A 16,908-nucleotide genomic window follows, 5' to 3' on the forward strand; every position below is an offset into this window, starting at 1 on the left:
CACATCACTGTAAATTCATACAGTTATTCTCGACGCCAAACTCGCCATCCTCGCCGACGCCGCCAAGTACGACGCCTCGTGCGCCTCCAGCGGCGCGGCGCCACGCAACTCCGTGGGCGGGCGCGGCATCGGCTCCACCGAGGGCTCGGGCATCTGCCACAGCTACGCGCCGGACGGGCGCTGCATCTCGCTGCTCAAGATCCTGCTCACCAACTTCTGCCTGTACGACTGCCTGTACTGCGTGAACCGCGTGAGCAGCAACGTGCAGCGCGCGCGGTTCACGGTGCAGGAGGTGGTGGACCTCACGCTTGACTTCTACCGGCGAAACTGCATCGAGGGGCTGTTCCTGTCCAGCGGCATCATCCAGAGCCCCGACTACACCATGGAGCTGGTGGTGGAGGTGGCCCGCGTGCTGCGCGAGGAGCACGACTTTCGCGGCTACATCCACCTCAAGACCATCCCCGATGCCTCACCCGAGTTGATGCAGCGCGCCGGCCGCTACGCCGACCGCCTGAGCATCAACGTGGAACTGCCCACGCCGCAGGGCCTGGCGGCGCTGGCGCCCGAGAAGGACGGCGCCGCCATCCGCCGCTCGATGGCGCGCATGGCCGGGCACATCGCCGATGCCCGGCAGGCCCGGCGCGAGCAGCAGGGCGCCGCGCAGGTCGTCTCGCTGCCCGGGCGCACGCGGCGGGCCGCCGCGCCGCATTTCGCCCCGGGGGGCCAGAGCACGCAGATGATCGTGGGCGCGGACGCGGCGGACGACCGCACCATCCTGGCCACGAGCGCGCAGCTGTACGGTGGCTTTCGCCTGCGGCGCGTGTACTACTCGGCCTTCAGCCCCATTCCGGACGCCTCGCGCGCGCTGCCGCTGGCCGCCCCGCCCATGGTGCGCGAGCACCGGCTGTACCAGGCCGACTGGCTGATGCGCTTTTACGGCTTCGCGCACGAGGAGATCGTGCCCGCGCGCCAGGGCGGCATGCTGTCGCTGGACATGGACCCCAAGCTCGCCTGGGCCATCGCGCACCCGGAGCGCTTCCCGGTCAACCTCAACACCGCCCCGCGCGAGATGCTGCTGCGCGTGCCCGGTCTGGGCGTGGGCTCGGTGGACCGGCTGCTGGCCTCGCGCCGGGTGCGGCGCGTGCGGCATGCCGACCTGTCGCGCCTGCGCGTGCCGCTCAAGAAGGTGCTGCCGTTCGTCGAGACGGTGGACCACCGGCCGGGGCGCCTGCTCGATTCGGTACACCTGCAGGCGTTCTTCGCCACGCCGGCACGGCCGGTCCCGCAGGCGGGCGCACCCGCCGCCCCCGCGCCGCCCGTGCAGGCCTCGCTGTTCGGCTGATGGGCGACGCCACCACCACAACCACCGGTGCGGTCACCACCGTGACTCTGGGCCACGCCACCGATTGGGCGGGCTTTCGCGCGGCGGCGCGCACGCTGCTGCAAGGCGGCCGCCCGCCGCAGCAGGTGCAATGGTTCACGGCCGCGGACGCGGCGGGCGACCTGTTCGCCGAGGGGTCCGGGGAGGCCGGCCCGGCGGCAGCGCACGATGCCGCGCGCGCGCCGGTCGCATCCTTTTCGCCCGATGCACCGCCGCCCGCCTCCCCACCGCGGGTGCCACGCGAGTTCCTGCAGCGGTGCGAGCGCGCGGTGCTGCACCGCGACCCCGGCCGCTTCGCGCTGATGTACCGGCTGCTGTGGCGGCTCGCGCACGAGCCGGGCCTGCGCCACGACCCGCTGGACCCCGACCGCCTGCGGCTGCAGCACCTGGACCGGGCCGTGAAGCGCGACATGCACAAGATGCGCGCCTTCGTGCGGTTCCGGCCCGTGCCCGAGCCCGACGGCGGCACGCTGCACATCGCCTGGTTCGAGCCGGACCACTGGATCACCGAGGCCAATGCGCCGTTCTTCGCACGCCGCTTCACCCAGATGCGCTGGGCCATCCTCACGCCGGACGCCAGCGTGCACTGGGACGGCCAGCGGCTGCACCGGGGCCCGGCGGCGCAGCGCAGCGACGCGCCGCCACCGGATGCGGGCGAGGCGCTGTGGCTCACCTACTACCGCAACATCTTCAACCCCGCGCGCCTGAAGCTGGACATGATGCGCAAGGAGATGCCCACGCGCTACTGGAAGAACCTGCCCGAGGCCACGCTGATCGGCGAACTCGCGCAGACGGCGCAGGCCCGCAGCACGCGCATGGTGGAGGCGCCCGGCACCGTGCCGCGCCGGCGCATCGCGGCAGGCCCCGGCCGCGCCGCCGCCAGGCCTGCAGAATAAAAAAAGCCCCGCGCAAGCGGGGCCGTGGCGGTTCGGTGCCCGGAGGGCCAGGGCCCGCACAGGCCCGGCGCTGCAGGGCCCTGCCGGACTCACTCGGTCGCGGTGCGGATGGTCTCGCGGCCGTGGCGGTCCTTGAGGCGGCCCAGGTCGGTGTCGAGGGCGCGGGCCGCCTTTTCGACCGCGCTGGTGAAGGCATCGGCCAGCTTGTCGGCGTCCGCGCTGGCGGCGACGGGCGGGCGGCCCGCCGCGCGGGCTTCCACCACGCAGCGCTTGTCGGCCGCGCCGGACTTGCCGGCATCCACATCGGACAGGAAGACCTCCACGCGGGTCAGGTGGTCGCGAAAGCGTGCAAGCCGGCTGTTGGTCTCGTCATGGATCCACTGGGCCAGCGATTCGCCGCCCTGGATGTAGTCGTCGGTGTGCACCTGTACTTGCATAGCGTTGCTCCTTTTTTCCAATGGCGCCCGGCAGGGGCCGGGCAAGACGAAAGGGCGGGACCGGCGCGTGGATGCCGCGTTCCGGCCACCACCCAGGGGCATCGTCGCACATTGCAGCGCCGGGCCACCGCAACGCGCGGCGCCGCGGGACTGTCGGGCGGGCGCCCACGGCGGGAGCGGCCGGTTCCTACAGCCGGTGCCGGGGGCGGGTGTTACAACGGTCGAATGCCTTTTGCCCTGACCTGCGGCGCATCCATTCGCCGCCGATTCTCCTTCGCGGACCGCTGAGCATGTCCACTTCCAAGCGCCTCAAGATCGGCCTGTCCGCCTGCTTCTCCCACGCGGATCCCGCACGCTCGCTGTTCACCAACAAGACGCTGCAGTACGTGGAGCAGTCGATCGCCCACTGGATCATGTCCGCCGGCGCGATGGTGGTGATGGTGCCCTGCCCCACCGGCGAGACCGCGCGCGGCGACGTCACCTTGGCGCACTACGCGGACTGGCTCGATGGCGTGGTGATGCACGGCGGGTCCGACGTGTGGCCCGGCACCTATGGCGAGGTCCCGCTCAAGGACGCCTGGCTGGGCGACCGCATCCGCGACCTGTATGACCTGGCGGTGGTCGAAGCCTTCGAGCAGGCCGGCAAGCCCATCTTCGGCGTGTGCCGGGGGCTGCAGCTGATCAACGTGGCCTTCGGCGGCACGCTCTACCAGGACATCGAAACCCAGCACCCCGGCGCCCAGCAGCACCGCAACGCGGTGACTTACGACCAACATTTCCACGAGGTGGAATTAGTGCCCGGTACCCGGCTGTCGCAGATGTATCCGAGCCAGCAGCGCGTGGTGGTCAACAGCATCCACCACCAGGGCATCAAGAACCTCGCGCCGGGCTTCGAGATCGAGGCCTGGAGCCATCCCGACGGCGTGCCGGAGGCGATCCGGCGGCGCCCGCAGCGCGGGCGCGGCTACATCGCCGCCACCCAGTGGCACCCGGAATTCTTCAAGCCCGGCTCGTCGCAGACCATGGACGACGCGCCCATCCTGGAGGACTTTCTGGCGGCCTGTTCGCGCTCCAAAGTGCGTCCGTTGCCGGGCCACAGCCCCTTCCAGATCCGGGATCGTGCCGCCCGACTGCTCCGGCAGGCCCTTTTGCTGCGCCGCTGAGAGGCGCGCGCTACCTCAACCGTAGCTATCAAAAACGATAGCAACCCCGCCAGACAGCGCAGTGCAGGGGCCTCTGTTTCGCGTTGCAATAATCAATGCGGGGCTTTCCGGCAAATTGTTTCCATTTGTTAACAATGCGAAGGCCTACCGTGTAAATGTGCAATAACTGTGTCCGGAGACAGTGCAGCTTGGAGAGCTGCAAGACGACGTAGACCACTGTCCCATCGAAATTTTCTTCCTGCAACGAATAGGGGAAAGCGATGCAAACGAGACCGTCAGCCGCAGGCGCAACGCCGCGCGGAACCCACACCGACCCGTCCCCCAGACTGCCGTTGCGCGCGATGCCTGCCGCGGTGGCCTTGTCCTGCCTGGCCCTCGTCGCCGGGCCCGGCACCGCGGCGGCGGACACCCTCACCGGCAACCTGCAGGCGACCATGCGCATCAGCACGGGCTGCGTCATCTCGGGCAGTTCGGGCGGGCAGTCCGGCGTGAGCTTCGGTACGCTGGACTTCGGCACCCAGCCCGCGACGTTCTCCGGCACCGTGAGCGCGGCCCCCACGGGCGGCGCCGGCGGGGCGGGCACCACGCAGATCCTGTGCTCGCCCGAGATCACCGTCATCAGCGTGACGGTGGGCGGCGGGCTGCATGCCGGCCAGGGCGCCGGGGTGGGCGTGGGCACGCGGGCGATGAACTCCGCGTCGGCCTACATTCCCTACGAGGTCTACCAGGACGCGAGCCACACCACGCCCTACCCGCTCAACACGCCGGTGGCGAATGTCGCCATTCCCACGGCGGGCGCGGCGTTCAATTTGCCCATCTACGGGCAGGTCAACAAGACCGGCAGCCAGTCGCTGCCCTTCGGGGCCTACACCGACACGCTCGGGGTCACGCTGACGTTCTGACAGCTCGGCGGCCGGCCACGCGCCCGGCCCGCCCGGAGGAAATCCATGATGCAAGCCATCGGACGGCATGGGCCCATGCACGCCCTGGAAACCCCTGCCCGCCGGTTCCGCAGACCGCACGCCACCCCGGCGGGCGTGCGCAAAGCCGCCTCGGTGGCGGTGCTCGCGGCGTTGCCGGCGTGGGTCGCCGTGCCCGCCGAGGCCGCCACGCCCATCGCCACCACGGCCACGATTCCGGTGAGCGCGACCGTAGCGCGCGGCTGCCAGATCTCGGGCAGCGCGCAGACCACCGGGCTGTCGTTCGGCTTGCTCGACTTCGGCGTGCATTCGCCCGTGCGCACCGGCACCCACAGCGTCATGGCCACGGGCGGTGCGGGCACGCAGGCCCAGGTGCTGTGCACGCCGGGCACCACGCTGCGGGTGACGGTTGGCAGCGGCCTGCACGCCAGCGGCGCGCAGCGCCGGCTCTCCAACGGCTCGCAGTTCATTCCCTACGCGCTCACGCTGGTGGCGGCCGGCGCGCCGGTCCTGCTGCCCAATGTGGCGGCGGACATGGCGCTGGGCGCCACGCCCACGGCGCTGCCCATCCAGGCCACCGCGACGTTCCCGGGCTCCGGGCTCAGCGCCGGCACCTACACCGACACCGTGCAGGTGACCCTGTCGTGGTGATGCGGCACCGCTTCCTCGCTCTGGCCCTGGCCCTGACCTGCTTCTGCGGCATCGGCCCGGGGAGCGCGCCGGCGCACGCGGCCACGCCGATCATGATCTGGCCCGTGGACCCGGTCATCGCCGGACCGCAGCGCGCGGTGGCGCTGTGGCTGGAAAACCGCGGCGCCGAGCCCGTGTCGATGCAGGTGCGGGTGTTCCAGTGGCGCCAGACCGACGGGCAGGACCGCTTCGAGGCGCAGCGCGAGGTGGTGGCCAGCCCGCCCATCAGCCAGATTCCGCCGGGCCAGCGCCAGATGGTGCGCCTGCTGTCCACGCAGCCGGTGCCGGCGCGCACCGAGCAGGCCTACCGCGTGCTGGTGGACGAACTGCCCGCCGCCACGCCCCCGCCGCCCCCGGACCCGCCCGCACCAACACCTCCCTCGGCCGGCGCATCGCGCACGCCGCAGGCGCTGCCCAGCGACGCGGCAGTGGCCGTGCGCCTGCAGATCCGCTATGCGATCCCGCTCTTCGTCTACGGGCCGGACACGCTGCCGCAGCGCCTGGCCGATGCGCGGTCGCTGGTCGACGGCACCGCAGTCGTCACGCCCGAGCTGTCGTGGGCCCTCACGGGCGCAGGCCGTGCCAGCCAGGTCGTGGTGCACAACCACGGCGCGTCGCACGCGCGCATCACCTCCGTCGCCTGGGCACGCGGCGGCAGCCCTGCGGCGCCGCCCAAGGACGTGCTGAACTACGTGCTGCCCCATGGCCAGATGCCGCTGGACCTGGCGCCGCCGCCCTCACCCGACCACGACCTGATGGTGACGGTCAACGGGCGCGAAGCCCAGCTGCCCCGTGCATCGCAATGAACCGCGCCCCTCTCCGCTGCGCACCCGCATCGCCCGGTGGGGGGTACTGGCGGCATGCCTGCCGCGCCTGCTCAGCGCCAGCGACTATCCGGTGCCGGACGCGCATGCCGGCGCCCCGGTCACCCTGTTCCTGGAGATCGTCGTCAACGGAAGGACCACCGGCGAGGTCGTCAAGGTGCAGCACAGCGGCCCCCATTACGAGATCGATGCGGAAACGCTGCGCGAGCTGTCCCTGCAGACCCCCGAGCCGGACGGCGCCCCCGTGGCCGTGGACACCCTGCCCGGCGTCTCGGCCCAGTACGACAGCCTGGGCCAGCGCCTGCTGCTGCAGGTGCCGCCCGAGTGGCTGCCGATGCAGGACCTGGCCGACCACAGCCGCACGCAGTTGCCGCTGGGCGGAGGCAGCGGCCTGCTGTTCAACTACGACGCCTACGCCATGACCACGCAGGGCCGCACCACCTCGTCGGTCTGGTCCGAGGCCCGGTACTTCGGCGAGCCCGGCGTGGTGTCCAGCACCGGCATCCTGCGCCGCGGCGCCACCGGCATGTCGACCGGCTACGTGCGCTACGACACGCAGTGGACCCGGCCCGAGACGCAGGAGGCCACGCAGACCGTGTACGGCGACGTCATCACCGGCTCGCTGCAGTGGAGCACGCCGGTGCGGATGGGCGGCGTGCAGTGGTCGCGCAACTTCAGCATCCGGCCCGACCTGGTGACCTATCCGCTGCCCGCCTTCTCGGGCCAGGCGGCCGTGCCCTCGGCGGTGGACGTGTTCATCAACGGCTTTCGCGCGGCCAACCGGGCCGTCGCGCCGGGCCCGTTCACGCTGGGCGAGCTGCCCACGGTGAACGGCTCGGGCACGGCCTCGGTGGTGACCACCGACGCGCAGGGGCGGCAGGTGCTGACCTCGGTGCCGTTCTACGTCAACACGCAGCTGCTGCGCCCGGGCTGGACCGACTACTCGCTGTCGCTGGGGGCGCTGCGACGCGCCTACGGCTTTCGCAGCCTGTCCTACGGCCGGCCGCTGGCCTCGGGCGTGTACCGCCAGGGCATCACCGAGGCGTTCACCCTGGAAACCCAGGCGCAGGCGGGCCGCGGGCTCGGCGTGGCCGGCGCGGGCGGGCTGCTGCGGCTGGGCCTGCTGGGGGTCGCCAATGCCTCCGTCACGCGGGGGCAGGCGCAGCGCGATCGCGGCGGCTGGCAAGTCGGCCTGGGCTACCAGTTCCAGAGCACGGGCGGCGGCATCTCCATGCAGCAGCTGCAGCGCACGCCCGGCTACGGCGATGCCAGCACCTACGCCGACGACGGCTTTCAACTGCCGCGCCGCACGCGGCAGCTCGATGCCAGCCTGAACGTAGCGCGCGGCTCGTTCAGCGTGGGCTGGGTGGACCTGCAAAGCCGAGAGGGCCAGCGCAGCCGGCTGGCCTACGCCGGCTACAGCACGCCGCTCGGGGACCGCAGCTACCTGTCGTTCACCGCCGGCCGCACCCTGGAGACGGGCCAGACGCAGATGCGCCTGCAGCTCACCTACGTGCTCGGGCCGCAGTCGAGCGCGCAGACCGCCGTGGCCCGCTACGGCGACGGCACCACGCAGGCCCAGGCCAGCGTGCAGCGCACCGTGCCGTCGGACGGCGGCTTCGGCTGGAACCTGGGCCACACCGTGGGCGGCCAGGCGAACCGCTACAGCCAGGCCTCGGCGCTCTACCGCGGCGACAGCATGACGGTGCAGGGCGGCGCCTACGGCATGGCCGGCCACGGCACGCGCTTCGCGGGCGCGGCCGGATCGATCGGGCTGATGGACGGCTACGCCTTCGCCTCCAACCGCATCAGCGACGGCTTCGCGCTGGTGTCCACGGACGGCATGGCGGACGTGCCGGTGCTCTTCAACCACCAGCGGGTCGGCCGCACCAACGCCCGCGGCTACCTGCTCGTGCCGGAGGTGCCGGCCTACTACGAAGGCCGCTACGAGATCGACCCGCTGGCGCTGCCGGCGGACGTGCACACCCCCAGCCTGGAAAAGCGCGTGGCGGTGGCGCGCGGCACCGGCACCCTGGTGCGGTTGCCGGTGATGCGCGTGCGCACCGCCACCATCACGCTGGTGGACGGCCGGGGCGCGCCGCTGCCGGCCGGCACCGCCGTGGTCCACGAGCAGGGCAACGTGCCCACGGTGGTGGGCTGGGACGGCGTGGTGTACCTCACCGCGCTGCAGGCCCGCAACACGTTGGTGGCCCGCCTGCCGGACGGAGAGGTGTGCCGCGGCGCATTCAGCGAACAGGCCTACGCCAGCACGCGCGACTTGCGCGTGGTCTGCCGCACGGGCGACGCGCCGGCCGACGCCGGCCCGGAGATGCAATCGTGACCCCGTCCGGCCGTCGGCCCTCTTGCCTCGCCGGGGTGGCGCGGGCCGTGCGCCCCCTGCTCGCCCTGGCGGCGCTGGGGGCGGGCGCACCGGCCTTCGCCGCCGTCTGCAGCTATGCGGAAACCGGCGCCTCGCTGGGCACGGCGTCCTCGTTCGCCGTGCGCGACGGCAGCCTGACCACGCCGGGCAGCTTCTCCATCACCTGCGGCTCCGGGCTGCTGTCGCTGCTGTCCACCGACAGCGTGCTGCGGGCCACGCTCACCAGCGACAACGGCTTTTTGCTGCGCAACATCAGCGACAGCACCAAGGCCATCGGCTACCAGGCGGGCAACGGCAGCGGGCTCATCTATTCGTCGGGCCTGCTGGTGATCAACGCCACCGGGGCCAACATCCTGACCCTGCTGCCCAACCGCAAGGCCACCGTGCCGGTGCAGATCGCCACGCTGAACGCCAACGTTCCGGCCGGCACCTACCGCGACACCCTGCGGCTGGCCTGGACCTACAACCTGTGCGACGGCGCGGGCCTGCTCGCCACCTGCCTGGGCACGGTGTACGCCGGCACGGCCACGCGCACCGTGACGGTGGAACTGCAGGTGAACAACGACTGCCTCATCACGCCCGGGGCCATCAACTTCGGCAGCGCCGCGCTGCCCACGGGCTTTGGCGAGGCCGCGTCGCAGGTGGCGATGGTGTGCACCACCGGCATGGTCTACACCGTGGGCCTGGGGCCGGGCAGCAACCCGAGCGGCGGGCGGCGCCAGATGGCCAACGGCAGCAACCGGCTGGCCTACGACATTTTCTTCGGCGCGGGCACCACGCCATGGGGCACGACCGTCGGCTCCCGCGTGTCCAGCAGCCAGGCCACGTCCGGTCCGGCGGGCGGCATGGCCAACGGCACGGGGTCGCACGTGTTTCCGTACCGCGCCCGCGTGTACCCCGACCAGGCCGCGCCGGTGGAGGGCACCTACCTGGACAACGTGGTGGTGGACGTGCAGTTCTGAGCCGCCCCGCCCATCCAGCCCGTCCGTCCCGAAAATCCAGCCGAACAGGCCGCCAGCGCAATCAACACTAGGGCATATCGCTATATTTTTAATAGCAAATGCCCGCCAATGCCCCGATCAGTGGTGGTGGCCGTGCCCGCCGTGCACGTGGCGGTGCACGACTTCTTCCGGCGAAGCCGGCCGCACCTCGGTCACCTTGCAGGAAAAGCGCAGTGCCTGGCCGGCCAGCGGGTGGTTGCCGTCCAGGTGCACCTCGGGGCCCTTGATCTTGACCACGTTGAACACGTGCTCGCGCCCGTCGTTGCCCGCGCCGCGCAGCTGGCCGCCCACCTTCACGCCGGGCGGGAACTCGCTCTTGGGGATGGTGCGCACCAGGCTCTCGTCGCGGTCGCCGAAGGCCTCGGCCGCGGTCAGGTCCAGCGTGGTGGCAAAGCCCGTGGCCTGGCCGTCCAGCACGGCCTCCACCTTCGGAAAAATGCCTTCGTAGCCACCGTGCAGGTATGCCATGTGGCCGGAATCGAGCGGCTTGCCCTGCGGCGTGGTGACCTTGTAGCTCAAGGTGACGGCGGTGTCTTTGGAGATGTTCATGGAGGGAGGGTCCGGACAGGTCGGTGGATCGTCGAAGCCGGGCGGCGTGCGCCCGGCGGTGCAGGCCTGCATTGTCGAGCAACGCGCGCGCCATGGATGCCCGCAGCCAGATCACCCGGAAAACGGCCTCGCAGCAGTTCCCCGATTCCACGAACGGCTACTTTTTCTGCCTGAACTTCGGTTTTCCCACCTTGCTGACAAGCAACGCCACGACGACGACGACCATGAGCAAAAATGCGTACTGCCCCAGAAACTGGAAAGCGCCCCAAGCGAGCACCGCCAACACGATGCAAAGCAGCAGGAATAGAAGGCTATTCATCACGCATAGCTGAAATTGGACGGAGCGATTTTGGCTTGCATTCCAAAGCGTGCCCGGCCCGGATGATTTTTCTGGATGACCTGGGGGTTGTTGGCATAGAAGGCTGCCAGCCCATCGAACTCCAGTTTGTTCTGGCGAGCCATCACGAAAAGATCGGACATGCGTGATCCACAGCCGAGTGAGCGCCCCGCAGCCACCGCGATGCTGCCGATGGCCGCTCCGGTGTACGCGGAGGCCCCGATGGAGGCAGCCACCGCCAGCTTTTCCAGACCCACAGTGGCGCCGACCAGTTCAGCCATCGTGGCGCCTTTGCCCAACGTGGCCAGGGTCCCCACCATCGTCGAGGCCGTGCTGAGGGCCGTGTTGTAGGTATCAAACAGCGTGGACGGCACGGGCAAGCCCAAATCCTGCATGTTCTCGTTGAAGTATTTTTTGAAATCGCCTGCGGCGTAGCACTGCCCCATCCATCGACTCCGGTAGTGAGGGAGCACAGATGCTAAATCGGGCCTCTCCATCCCACGGCAATAACCATTTGCACACAAAAAATGACAGTCCGATCACCCGGCCGATGGCAATCCCACATCCACCGGCGCGGGCACGTCCGGCGCCGCGCCCGGCCGCTGCGCGAACCGGCCCAGGGTCGGCCCGTGCACCGGCGCCGCATCGCCCCAGGGCCAGCCGCCGAAGCCGGTGCGGCGGTAGTCGGCCAGGGCCTCGGCGATTTCCTGCTGCGTGTTCATCACGAAGGGACCGTACTGCACCACCGGCTCGGCCAGGGGCCGGCCCTGCAGCAGCAGGAATTCGGCGTCGGCCGTGCCGCCGTTGTGCAGTGCCACCGCCTCACCCGCGCGCAGCTCCAGCGCGGCGTGGTCCACCGACTGGCCCGCCAGCGTGACGCCGCCGCCGGCGAAGAAGTACAGCATGCGCCGAGTGCCCTGGCCGGTGGCGGCGGGCAGCGTGAAGCGCGCGCCGGGCTCCAGGCGCAGCGTCCAGATGGCCACGTCGGCCTCGGCCTGTGCGGCCCACGATCCCGGCGGGGGCGCCAGGGGCGCGGCCTCGCCCAGCCGGCCAGCCACCACGGCCACGTGGGTGGCGCCGGCGCCGTCCGTGCCGGGGTCCACCACGCGCGGAATGTCACCGGACCAGAACATGGTGAAGTGCGGATCGACCCGCTTGGAGCGCGCCGGCAGGTTGAGCCAGATCTGGAACAGCTCCAGCGGGTTGGGCCCGGTGCGGTCCAACAGCGGGAACATCTCGGAATGCACCACGCCGTCGCCGGCGGTGAGCCACTGCACGTCGCCCTGGCCGAAGCGGGCGGCGGCGCCCAGCGAATCGGCATGGTCGATGAGGCCCTTGCGCACGATGGTCACCGTCTCGAACCCGCGGTGGGGGTGCGGCGGGAACCCGGGCACCACGTCGCCGTGGTACATGCTCCAGCCGTCCCGGCGCGAAAAGTCCTGCCCGATCTGCCGACCGTCCAGCGGCGCATCGGGCCCCAGTTCGGCATTGCCGGGCGGATAGGCGTCGTCGTGGTGGGCGCAGAACAGGAACGGGTCCACCGTGGGCCACAGCGGGCCCAGGGGCTGGGTGTTCAGGATGGGGGTGTCGGCAACGGCTGGCATGGAAAGCTCCTGGGTGGCGCCGCGCGCGGCCCCGGCGGCCGGCGTGCACGGTGGGGTGCGGCCGGCGTGGCGCGGGCCATGCGGCGGCATGGTCTGTCACTGCACATGGGGGCGGCCGGCGGCGCTGCAACGCGGGCGCGGCAGGACGGACTGGTGCGGGGATGGAACAGTGGCCTGCGCGCGGATCATGCCGCAGGGACGGGACGGGTCCGCACTGCCATGCCATTCCAAGCCTGCATTTCAAGGAAAAACCAGTCCATGCCGGCGATTTGCATGCCTGCATTGCTATCGATTCAATAGCAAGCCGCCCCAACGCAGCTGGCAGGCCGCTCAATCCTGCAGCGGCTGGTTCAGCTCCGTGCGCCAGGCGGTGGGATCCGAGCCGGTCTCGGGCCCGGTCAGGTAGCACTCCCACAGCTCGCCCGTGGGCGTGAGGCCCTCGCCCTCGATCCATTGCAGGAACTCGCCCCAGGCGCCGGCCAGGTCTTCATAGCGCCCGCGGTGCACGGTGCGGGCCACGCGCATGGCGGGCCACTCGCCGGGCTGCATGCGGCCGTGCGGGCCGATGGGCGCGGCCAGGGGCACGCTGATCTCGAAGTCGAAGGTGTCCGTGGGCCGGCGCCGGTGGTGGGTGAACCAGGGGCCGGCGGGCGAGGCGCCCTGGGCGGCGACGGCGTCCATGAGGTCGCGCACGCCCTGGCCAATGACGTGCTGGATCTCCTCGCGGGTGCAGGTGACGTGGATGAACGCCGTGGGGCGGGCGCGCAGGTCGGCGATGTGGGGCGTGTCGATCATGGGCTGAGCGGGCGCGGGGGCCGTGGTGGTCAATCGGAGGGGCGATGGCACGCGTTCGGCATCAGGGCGGGCCGGTCAGGCAGCGGGCGTGCACACCACCATCCACGGCACCCCGAACCGGTCGGCCACCATGCCGAACGCGGGCGAGAAGAAGGTGGGCGACAGCGGCATCTGCACCTGGCCGCCCTCGGACAGCGCGGCGAACAGACGCCGGGCCTCGGCCTCGTCGGCCGGGTTGAGCGACAGCGACACGCCCTGAAAGACGGGCTGCCCTCCGTTCATGCCGTCGGAGGCCATGAGCGTGGTCTCGCCGATGCGGAACGCGGCGTGCATGACCTTGTCGCCCGGCGGCGGGGCCGCGCCCGCGCAACCGGACGCATCGGTCGGGGCGGGACTGTCCGAAAAGCGCATCAGCGCGGTGACCTCCGCGCCCAGGGCCGTGCGGTAGAACGCCAGCGCTTCTTCGCACCGGCCGTCGAAAAACAGGTAGGGTTCCACTTTCATGCGTCGTCTCCTGGCGGCCCGCGCCGGGGCCGGGTGCGGCGCCCATCACGATTGTGAACACCGTTCACAAACCATAGCCGGCCTGCCGGGCAGCGTCCACCGGGGATTCCCGGACCCGCGGCGCAGGGCCAACGGTCAGATATCGGCGGCGATGGCCGGCTCGCCATGGCCGAGCGCATCCAGGCTGATCTGGATCTGAGGCACGTCGCTCAGGTCCGGGCTGCGGCCATCGGACAGGTCTTCGAGCGCGGTGAACTGCCCGTCCAGGTACAGGAAGGTGACGGTGCTGGCGATGTCCGCCAGCGCGTCCTCGGGGCTGGGAAACCCGTCGCGCGCCACCTGGTCGCCGCCGTCCAGCGCATAGCCGTAGCGGCCCTGGGCCTCGGTCAGCCCGCCCAGGTCGATGAGCTTGTCGCGCACGTTGCTGGCGTACACGCGGCCGCCGGCCGCATAGAGCGTGAAGGTCTGCGCGGCGCGCGCGGCCTGGGAGAGCGAGGAAGCGGTCATGGACTCATCCTTTCAGTTCCAACGAAACGGGGGCCACCCGGGACTTGCGCACAGGCCCCTGCGGTGCGTGGCGCGTCAAGTCAAGGCTGCCGGCCGGTGCCGTCGCTGCCGGTCTCGCGCGTGGCAAGCCACCAGCCGCAGACCAGGCCCGCCACGCCGAGCGCGGCCACGGCGGCCAGCCGGCTGTCGCGGTGATCGCGGTGGCCGCCGTCGATGGCGGTGCCGCGCGACGGCTTGAACAGGTTGCCTTCGGACGCGGGCACTTCGCGCGCCCGCCGCAGCGCCGCATCGGCGAGCCAGCGCATCGCGCGGCCCACGCTGGCCGGCGCCAGCGCGTGGGCCAGGCGGCCGGGCAGCGCGGGCGCGCCGAGCCAGGTCACGTCGCGCGGGCGGGTGGACAGGCCCACGATGGCATCGGCCACGCGGCGCGGGTCTACCATGGGCAGCGGCGGCCGGATGCTGCGGCCCGTGTAGTTGGCGCCGTGCGAGAGGCCCGGCGAATCGACGAAGGTGGGGGCCACGTCGCACACGTGCACGTGGGGCAGGTCGGACACCTCGGCGCGCAGGCTTTCCGACAGCCCGCGCAGGCCGAACTTGCTTGCGGTGTAGGCCGCCGCATAGGGCGCGGGCACCCAGCCGCCCATCGAGATGAGGTTGACCAGCGTGCCGCGGCCGCGTTCGCGAAAGTGCGGCAGCACGACGTGCGCGCCGTGCAGGTGGCCCAGCAGGTTGGACTCCAGCACGCGGCGGTGCGCGGCCACGGGCACGTCTTCGAAACGCCCCACGGCGCCCACGCCCACGCTGTTCACCCACACGTCGATGTGGCCGAAATGGCGCAGCGCCTTGGCCCGCAGGGCCTGTACGGCCTGGGGATCGGTCACGTCGGTGGGCACGCCAATGGCGGTGCCGCCCTCGGCCCGGCAGGCCAGCGCCACCGCCGACAGGGTGCCCGCATCGCGCGAGGCCAGCACGATGCACGCGCCGCGCCGGGCGAAGGCCAGCGCCGTGGCGTGCCCGATGCCGCTGGACGCGCCCGTGATGACGACGACCGTGCGCTCGGGCAGGGGCGCGGCCGGGGCCTGGTCGGCAGACGTTTCGGGATCGGGGGTCGGGGAGCGGGCAAAGAGCATGGGGCCGGGATTCCTTGGGGTCGTCGTTGCTGCGAACGGCGCGGGCGCCTGAATGCAGTGACCCACCCAGACGCGAAGGCGCCGCCTTCCAATGGCCGTTGTATCCCCCGAACGCGGGCCCGGGCGTAGGACGGTGCCGGAAAGGCGGCCGCACGGGCCACCCCACGGGGCAAGGCATGGAAACTCCGGTAGGCCGCCAGCGCAATATGCACTAGGGCATCATGCTATTTATTTAATAGCAACCGGCGGCCACGCCTTGGCCGGCTTTCAGCGCCCCACCACGGACCAGCCGGCGCGCTGGTCGGTCTTGTCGTTCTCGTACTCCCACGCCGTGCCGCAGCGGTCGCACTGGTAGCGGGTGATGGTGACGAGGCCGTGATCGCGCTCTTCCTTGCGGTTGCCGCGCTGCACCAGCTCGGCATGGCCGGGGGCGCGGCGCCAGTTGCGCTGGATGCCGGCGCAGCCATCGCACAGCTCCATCTTCTTCAATTCGCTCTGTCGAGCCGGGTCCTGGGTCATGGGGTTTTCTGCCGCGTTGGGGATCGAGGGCGCCTGTGGGGGCGAGGGCCGCTACTTTAACCAACGGGGCGCGCGAGGGCCACGGCGCCCTGCCGCGCCGGCTCGCACCAACCGCGCCGGGCTCAGGCCGTCGCCGGCTGCTGCACGCGCAGAAAGCCCCCGGGCGGCGGCCCGCCCGCCGGCGCGGCCAGTTGCACCGTGCGCGCCGGCACGGCGAAATCCACGCCCAGCGTGGCGAGTTCGCGCATCAGCGACAGGTTGATGCGCTGCTGCAGGTCCATGTACACGTTGTAGGCCGGGTCCAGCACGATGTAGACCACCTCGTACTGCAGCCCGTTCTCGACGAAACCCTGCAGGTGCGCGCGGTCGAAGCGCGCCTGGCCTTCGGTGTCGATGATGCGGCGCACGGCCTGCGGCACCGCCTCGGCCTGCTCGGCCGTGGTGCCGTAGGGCACGCGGAACTGGAACACGATGCGCCGCTCCTGCAGGTAGCGGTAGTTGTTGATGGTTTGCTTGAGCAGGTCGGTGTTGCTCATCACCACCTGCTCGCCGCCCAGGCTGCGGATGCGCGTGGTCTTGAGGCCGATGCGCTGCACCGTGCCCGCGACGCCGCCCACCACGATGAAATCGCCCGCATCGAACGGCTTGTCCACCGCGATCGCCAGCGAGGCGAACAGATCGCCCAGGATGCTCTGCACCGCCAGCGCCAACGCGATGCCGCCCACCCCCAGGCTGGCCACGAACGCCGTGATGTTCACCCCCAGGTTGGACAGCATGGCCAGCAGCACCGTGGCCCACAGCAGCGTGCGCAGCCCCCAGGACAGCAGCGTGGCCGACGCGCTGAACGGCGCCGCATCGCCCGCGGCGGCCAGGCCGTGGTGCATGCGGTAGCGCGCAATCCCCAGGGCCACCGCGCGCGTGCCCCACAGCCCCACCTGCAGCGCCAGCGCCAGGAACCACAGCTGCCCCACGCGCGTGGCCCAGCGGCCCGGCAGATCGAGCATGCCCACGCCCACCAGCACGGCCGCCACGAACACCAGCAGCCGGCTGGTGCCGGCCAGCAGCTCGTACACCACGCCTGCCGTGCGGTGGCTGCCGCCCTGCGCTTCGGCCAGGCGCCGCGCACGCCGCACGGCCACGCCCAGCAGCAGCGACATGGCCAGGTACGCGCCCAGCGCGGCGGCCAGCGCCAGCGCCAGGCTGACCAGGGACAGGCCCCAGAGCGTTTCGGTCTGGAACCACGAGGTGAAGGATGGCGTGTTCATGGAGCT

At 71.2% G+C, this 16,908-nt stretch carries 19 protein-coding genes; 9 read left to right on the forward strand and 10 right to left on the reverse strand.

The window, feature by feature from the left end; all coding sequences use genetic code 11:
- Positions 1-25: 25 nt before the first annotated feature.
- Both AVMA1855_RS02035 and AVMA1855_RS02040 read left to right on the forward strand, forming a co-directional pair.
- Positions 26-1,342: a putative DNA modification/repair radical SAM protein gene (locus tag AVMA1855_RS02035; RefSeq protein WP_502870251.1), complete on the forward strand. Its 1,317-nt coding sequence runs from the start codon at positions 26-28 to the stop codon at positions 1,340-1,342.
- Positions 1,342-2,277: a TIGR03915 family putative DNA repair protein gene (locus tag AVMA1855_RS02040; protein WP_284424394.1), complete on the forward strand. Its 936-nt coding sequence runs from the start codon at positions 1,342-1,344 to the stop codon at positions 2,275-2,277. The genes AVMA1855_RS02035 and AVMA1855_RS02040 overlap by 1 nt, the downstream gene beginning before the upstream one ends.
- A gap of 89 nt (positions 2,278-2,366) precedes the next feature.
- Here the strand turns inward: AVMA1855_RS02040 and AVMA1855_RS02045 are convergent, their stop codons facing one another.
- Complete coding sequence (locus AVMA1855_RS02045) at positions 2,367-2,714, reverse strand: HPF/RaiA family ribosome-associated protein (RefSeq protein WP_272566686.1); 348 nt, start codon at positions 2,712-2,714, stop codon at positions 2,367-2,369.
- A gap of 290 nt (positions 2,715-3,004) precedes the next feature.
- Between AVMA1855_RS02045 and AVMA1855_RS02050 the strand changes: the two genes are divergently transcribed.
- The 6 genes from AVMA1855_RS02050 (at position 3,005) to AVMA1855_RS02075 (ending at position 9,653) form a co-directional block, all read left to right on the forward strand.
- Positions 3,005-3,877: a gamma-glutamyl-gamma-aminobutyrate hydrolase family protein gene (locus AVMA1855_RS02050; RefSeq protein ID WP_272566685.1), complete on the forward strand. Its 873-nt coding sequence runs from the start codon at positions 3,005-3,007 to the stop codon at positions 3,875-3,877.
- 341 nt (positions 3,878-4,218) lie between these two features.
- A complete protein-coding gene (locus tag AVMA1855_RS02055) occupies positions 4,219-4,779 on the forward strand; it encodes a Csu type fimbrial protein (RefSeq protein WP_284424395.1) in 561 nt (186 codons plus the stop codon).
- Between the two features lie 45 nt (positions 4,780-4,824).
- A complete protein-coding gene (locus AVMA1855_RS02060) occupies positions 4,825-5,448 on the forward strand; it encodes a Csu type fimbrial protein (protein ID WP_284424396.1) in 624 nt (207 codons plus the stop codon).
- Positions 5,448-6,293, forward strand: a complete 846-nt coding sequence (locus AVMA1855_RS02065; protein WP_284424397.1) for a fimbrial biogenesis chaperone — start codon at positions 5,448-5,450, stop codon at positions 6,291-6,293. Before AVMA1855_RS02060 ends, AVMA1855_RS02065 begins: the two co-directional genes overlap by 1 nt.
- Positions 6,280-8,652, forward strand: a complete 2,373-nt coding sequence (locus AVMA1855_RS02070) for a fimbria/pilus outer membrane usher protein (protein WP_284424398.1) — start codon at positions 6,280-6,282, stop codon at positions 8,650-8,652. Before AVMA1855_RS02065 ends, AVMA1855_RS02070 begins: the two co-directional genes overlap by 14 nt.
- Positions 8,653-8,699: 47 nt before the next feature.
- Entirely contained in the window at positions 8,700-9,653 is a 954-nt protein-coding gene (locus AVMA1855_RS02075) for a Csu type fimbrial protein (protein ID WP_284424399.1), read from the forward strand.
- A gap of 117 nt (positions 9,654-9,770) precedes the next feature.
- On the opposite strand, the gene AVMA1855_RS02080 is transcribed toward AVMA1855_RS02075, so the two are convergent.
- The gene (locus AVMA1855_RS02080; RefSeq protein WP_284424400.1) at positions 9,771-10,241 is read right to left on the reverse strand and encodes an FKBP-type peptidyl-prolyl cis-trans isomerase; all 471 of its coding nucleotides are present in this window, start codon (positions 10,239-10,241) and stop codon (positions 9,771-9,773) included.
- 92 nt (positions 10,242-10,333) lie between these two features.
- Between AVMA1855_RS02080 and AVMA1855_RS02085 the strand changes: the two genes are divergently transcribed.
- Complete coding sequence (locus AVMA1855_RS02085) at positions 10,334-10,573, forward strand: hypothetical protein (RefSeq protein ID WP_284424401.1); 240 nt, start codon at positions 10,334-10,336, stop codon at positions 10,571-10,573.
- On the opposite strand, the gene AVMA1855_RS02090 is transcribed toward AVMA1855_RS02085, so the two are convergent.
- From AVMA1855_RS02090 to AVMA1855_RS02125, 8 genes are all read right to left on the reverse strand, one after another.
- Positions 10,560-11,024, reverse strand: coding sequence for a hypothetical protein (locus AVMA1855_RS02090; RefSeq protein WP_272566678.1), 465 nt, complete (start codon positions 11,022-11,024; stop codon positions 10,560-10,562). The two genes, AVMA1855_RS02085 and AVMA1855_RS02090, sit on opposite strands and share 14 nt — an antisense overlap.
- A 93-nt stretch (positions 11,025-11,117) precedes the next feature.
- Positions 11,118-12,182 (reverse strand): pirin family protein, encoded by a 1,065-nt coding sequence (locus tag AVMA1855_RS02095; RefSeq protein ID WP_284424402.1) that lies wholly within the window; start codon positions 12,180-12,182, stop codon positions 11,118-11,120.
- Between the two features lie 330 nt (positions 12,183-12,512).
- Entirely contained in the window at positions 12,513-13,028 is a 516-nt protein-coding gene (locus AVMA1855_RS02100; RefSeq protein WP_284424403.1) for a GyrI-like domain-containing protein, read from the reverse strand.
- 24 nt (positions 13,029-13,052) lie between these two features.
- Positions 13,053-13,481: a VOC family protein gene (locus AVMA1855_RS02105; protein WP_284424404.1), complete on the reverse strand. Its 429-nt coding sequence runs from the start codon at positions 13,479-13,481 to the stop codon at positions 13,053-13,055.
- A gap of 135 nt (positions 13,482-13,616) precedes the next feature.
- Positions 13,617-13,988, reverse strand: a complete 372-nt coding sequence (locus AVMA1855_RS02110; protein WP_284401702.1) for a hypothetical protein — start codon at positions 13,986-13,988, stop codon at positions 13,617-13,619.
- A gap of 80 nt (positions 13,989-14,068) precedes the next feature.
- Complete coding sequence (locus AVMA1855_RS02115) at positions 14,069-15,118, reverse strand: SDR family oxidoreductase (protein ID WP_284424405.1); 1,050 nt, start codon at positions 15,116-15,118, stop codon at positions 14,069-14,071.
- A 267-nt stretch (positions 15,119-15,385) separates the two neighbouring features.
- Positions 15,386-15,637: a hypothetical protein gene (locus AVMA1855_RS02120; RefSeq protein WP_272566672.1), complete on the reverse strand. Its 252-nt coding sequence runs from the start codon at positions 15,635-15,637 to the stop codon at positions 15,386-15,388.
- Positions 15,638-15,759: 122 nt separating this feature from the next.
- Positions 15,760-16,902, reverse strand: coding sequence for a mechanosensitive ion channel family protein (locus AVMA1855_RS02125; protein ID WP_284424406.1), 1,143 nt, complete (start codon positions 16,900-16,902; stop codon positions 15,760-15,762).
- Positions 16,903-16,908: the final 6 nt, after the last annotated feature.

Source organism: Acidovorax sp. SUPP1855 (assembly GCF_030158955.1).
Taxonomy (GTDB): domain Bacteria; phylum Pseudomonadota; class Gammaproteobacteria; order Burkholderiales; family Burkholderiaceae_C; genus Paracidovorax.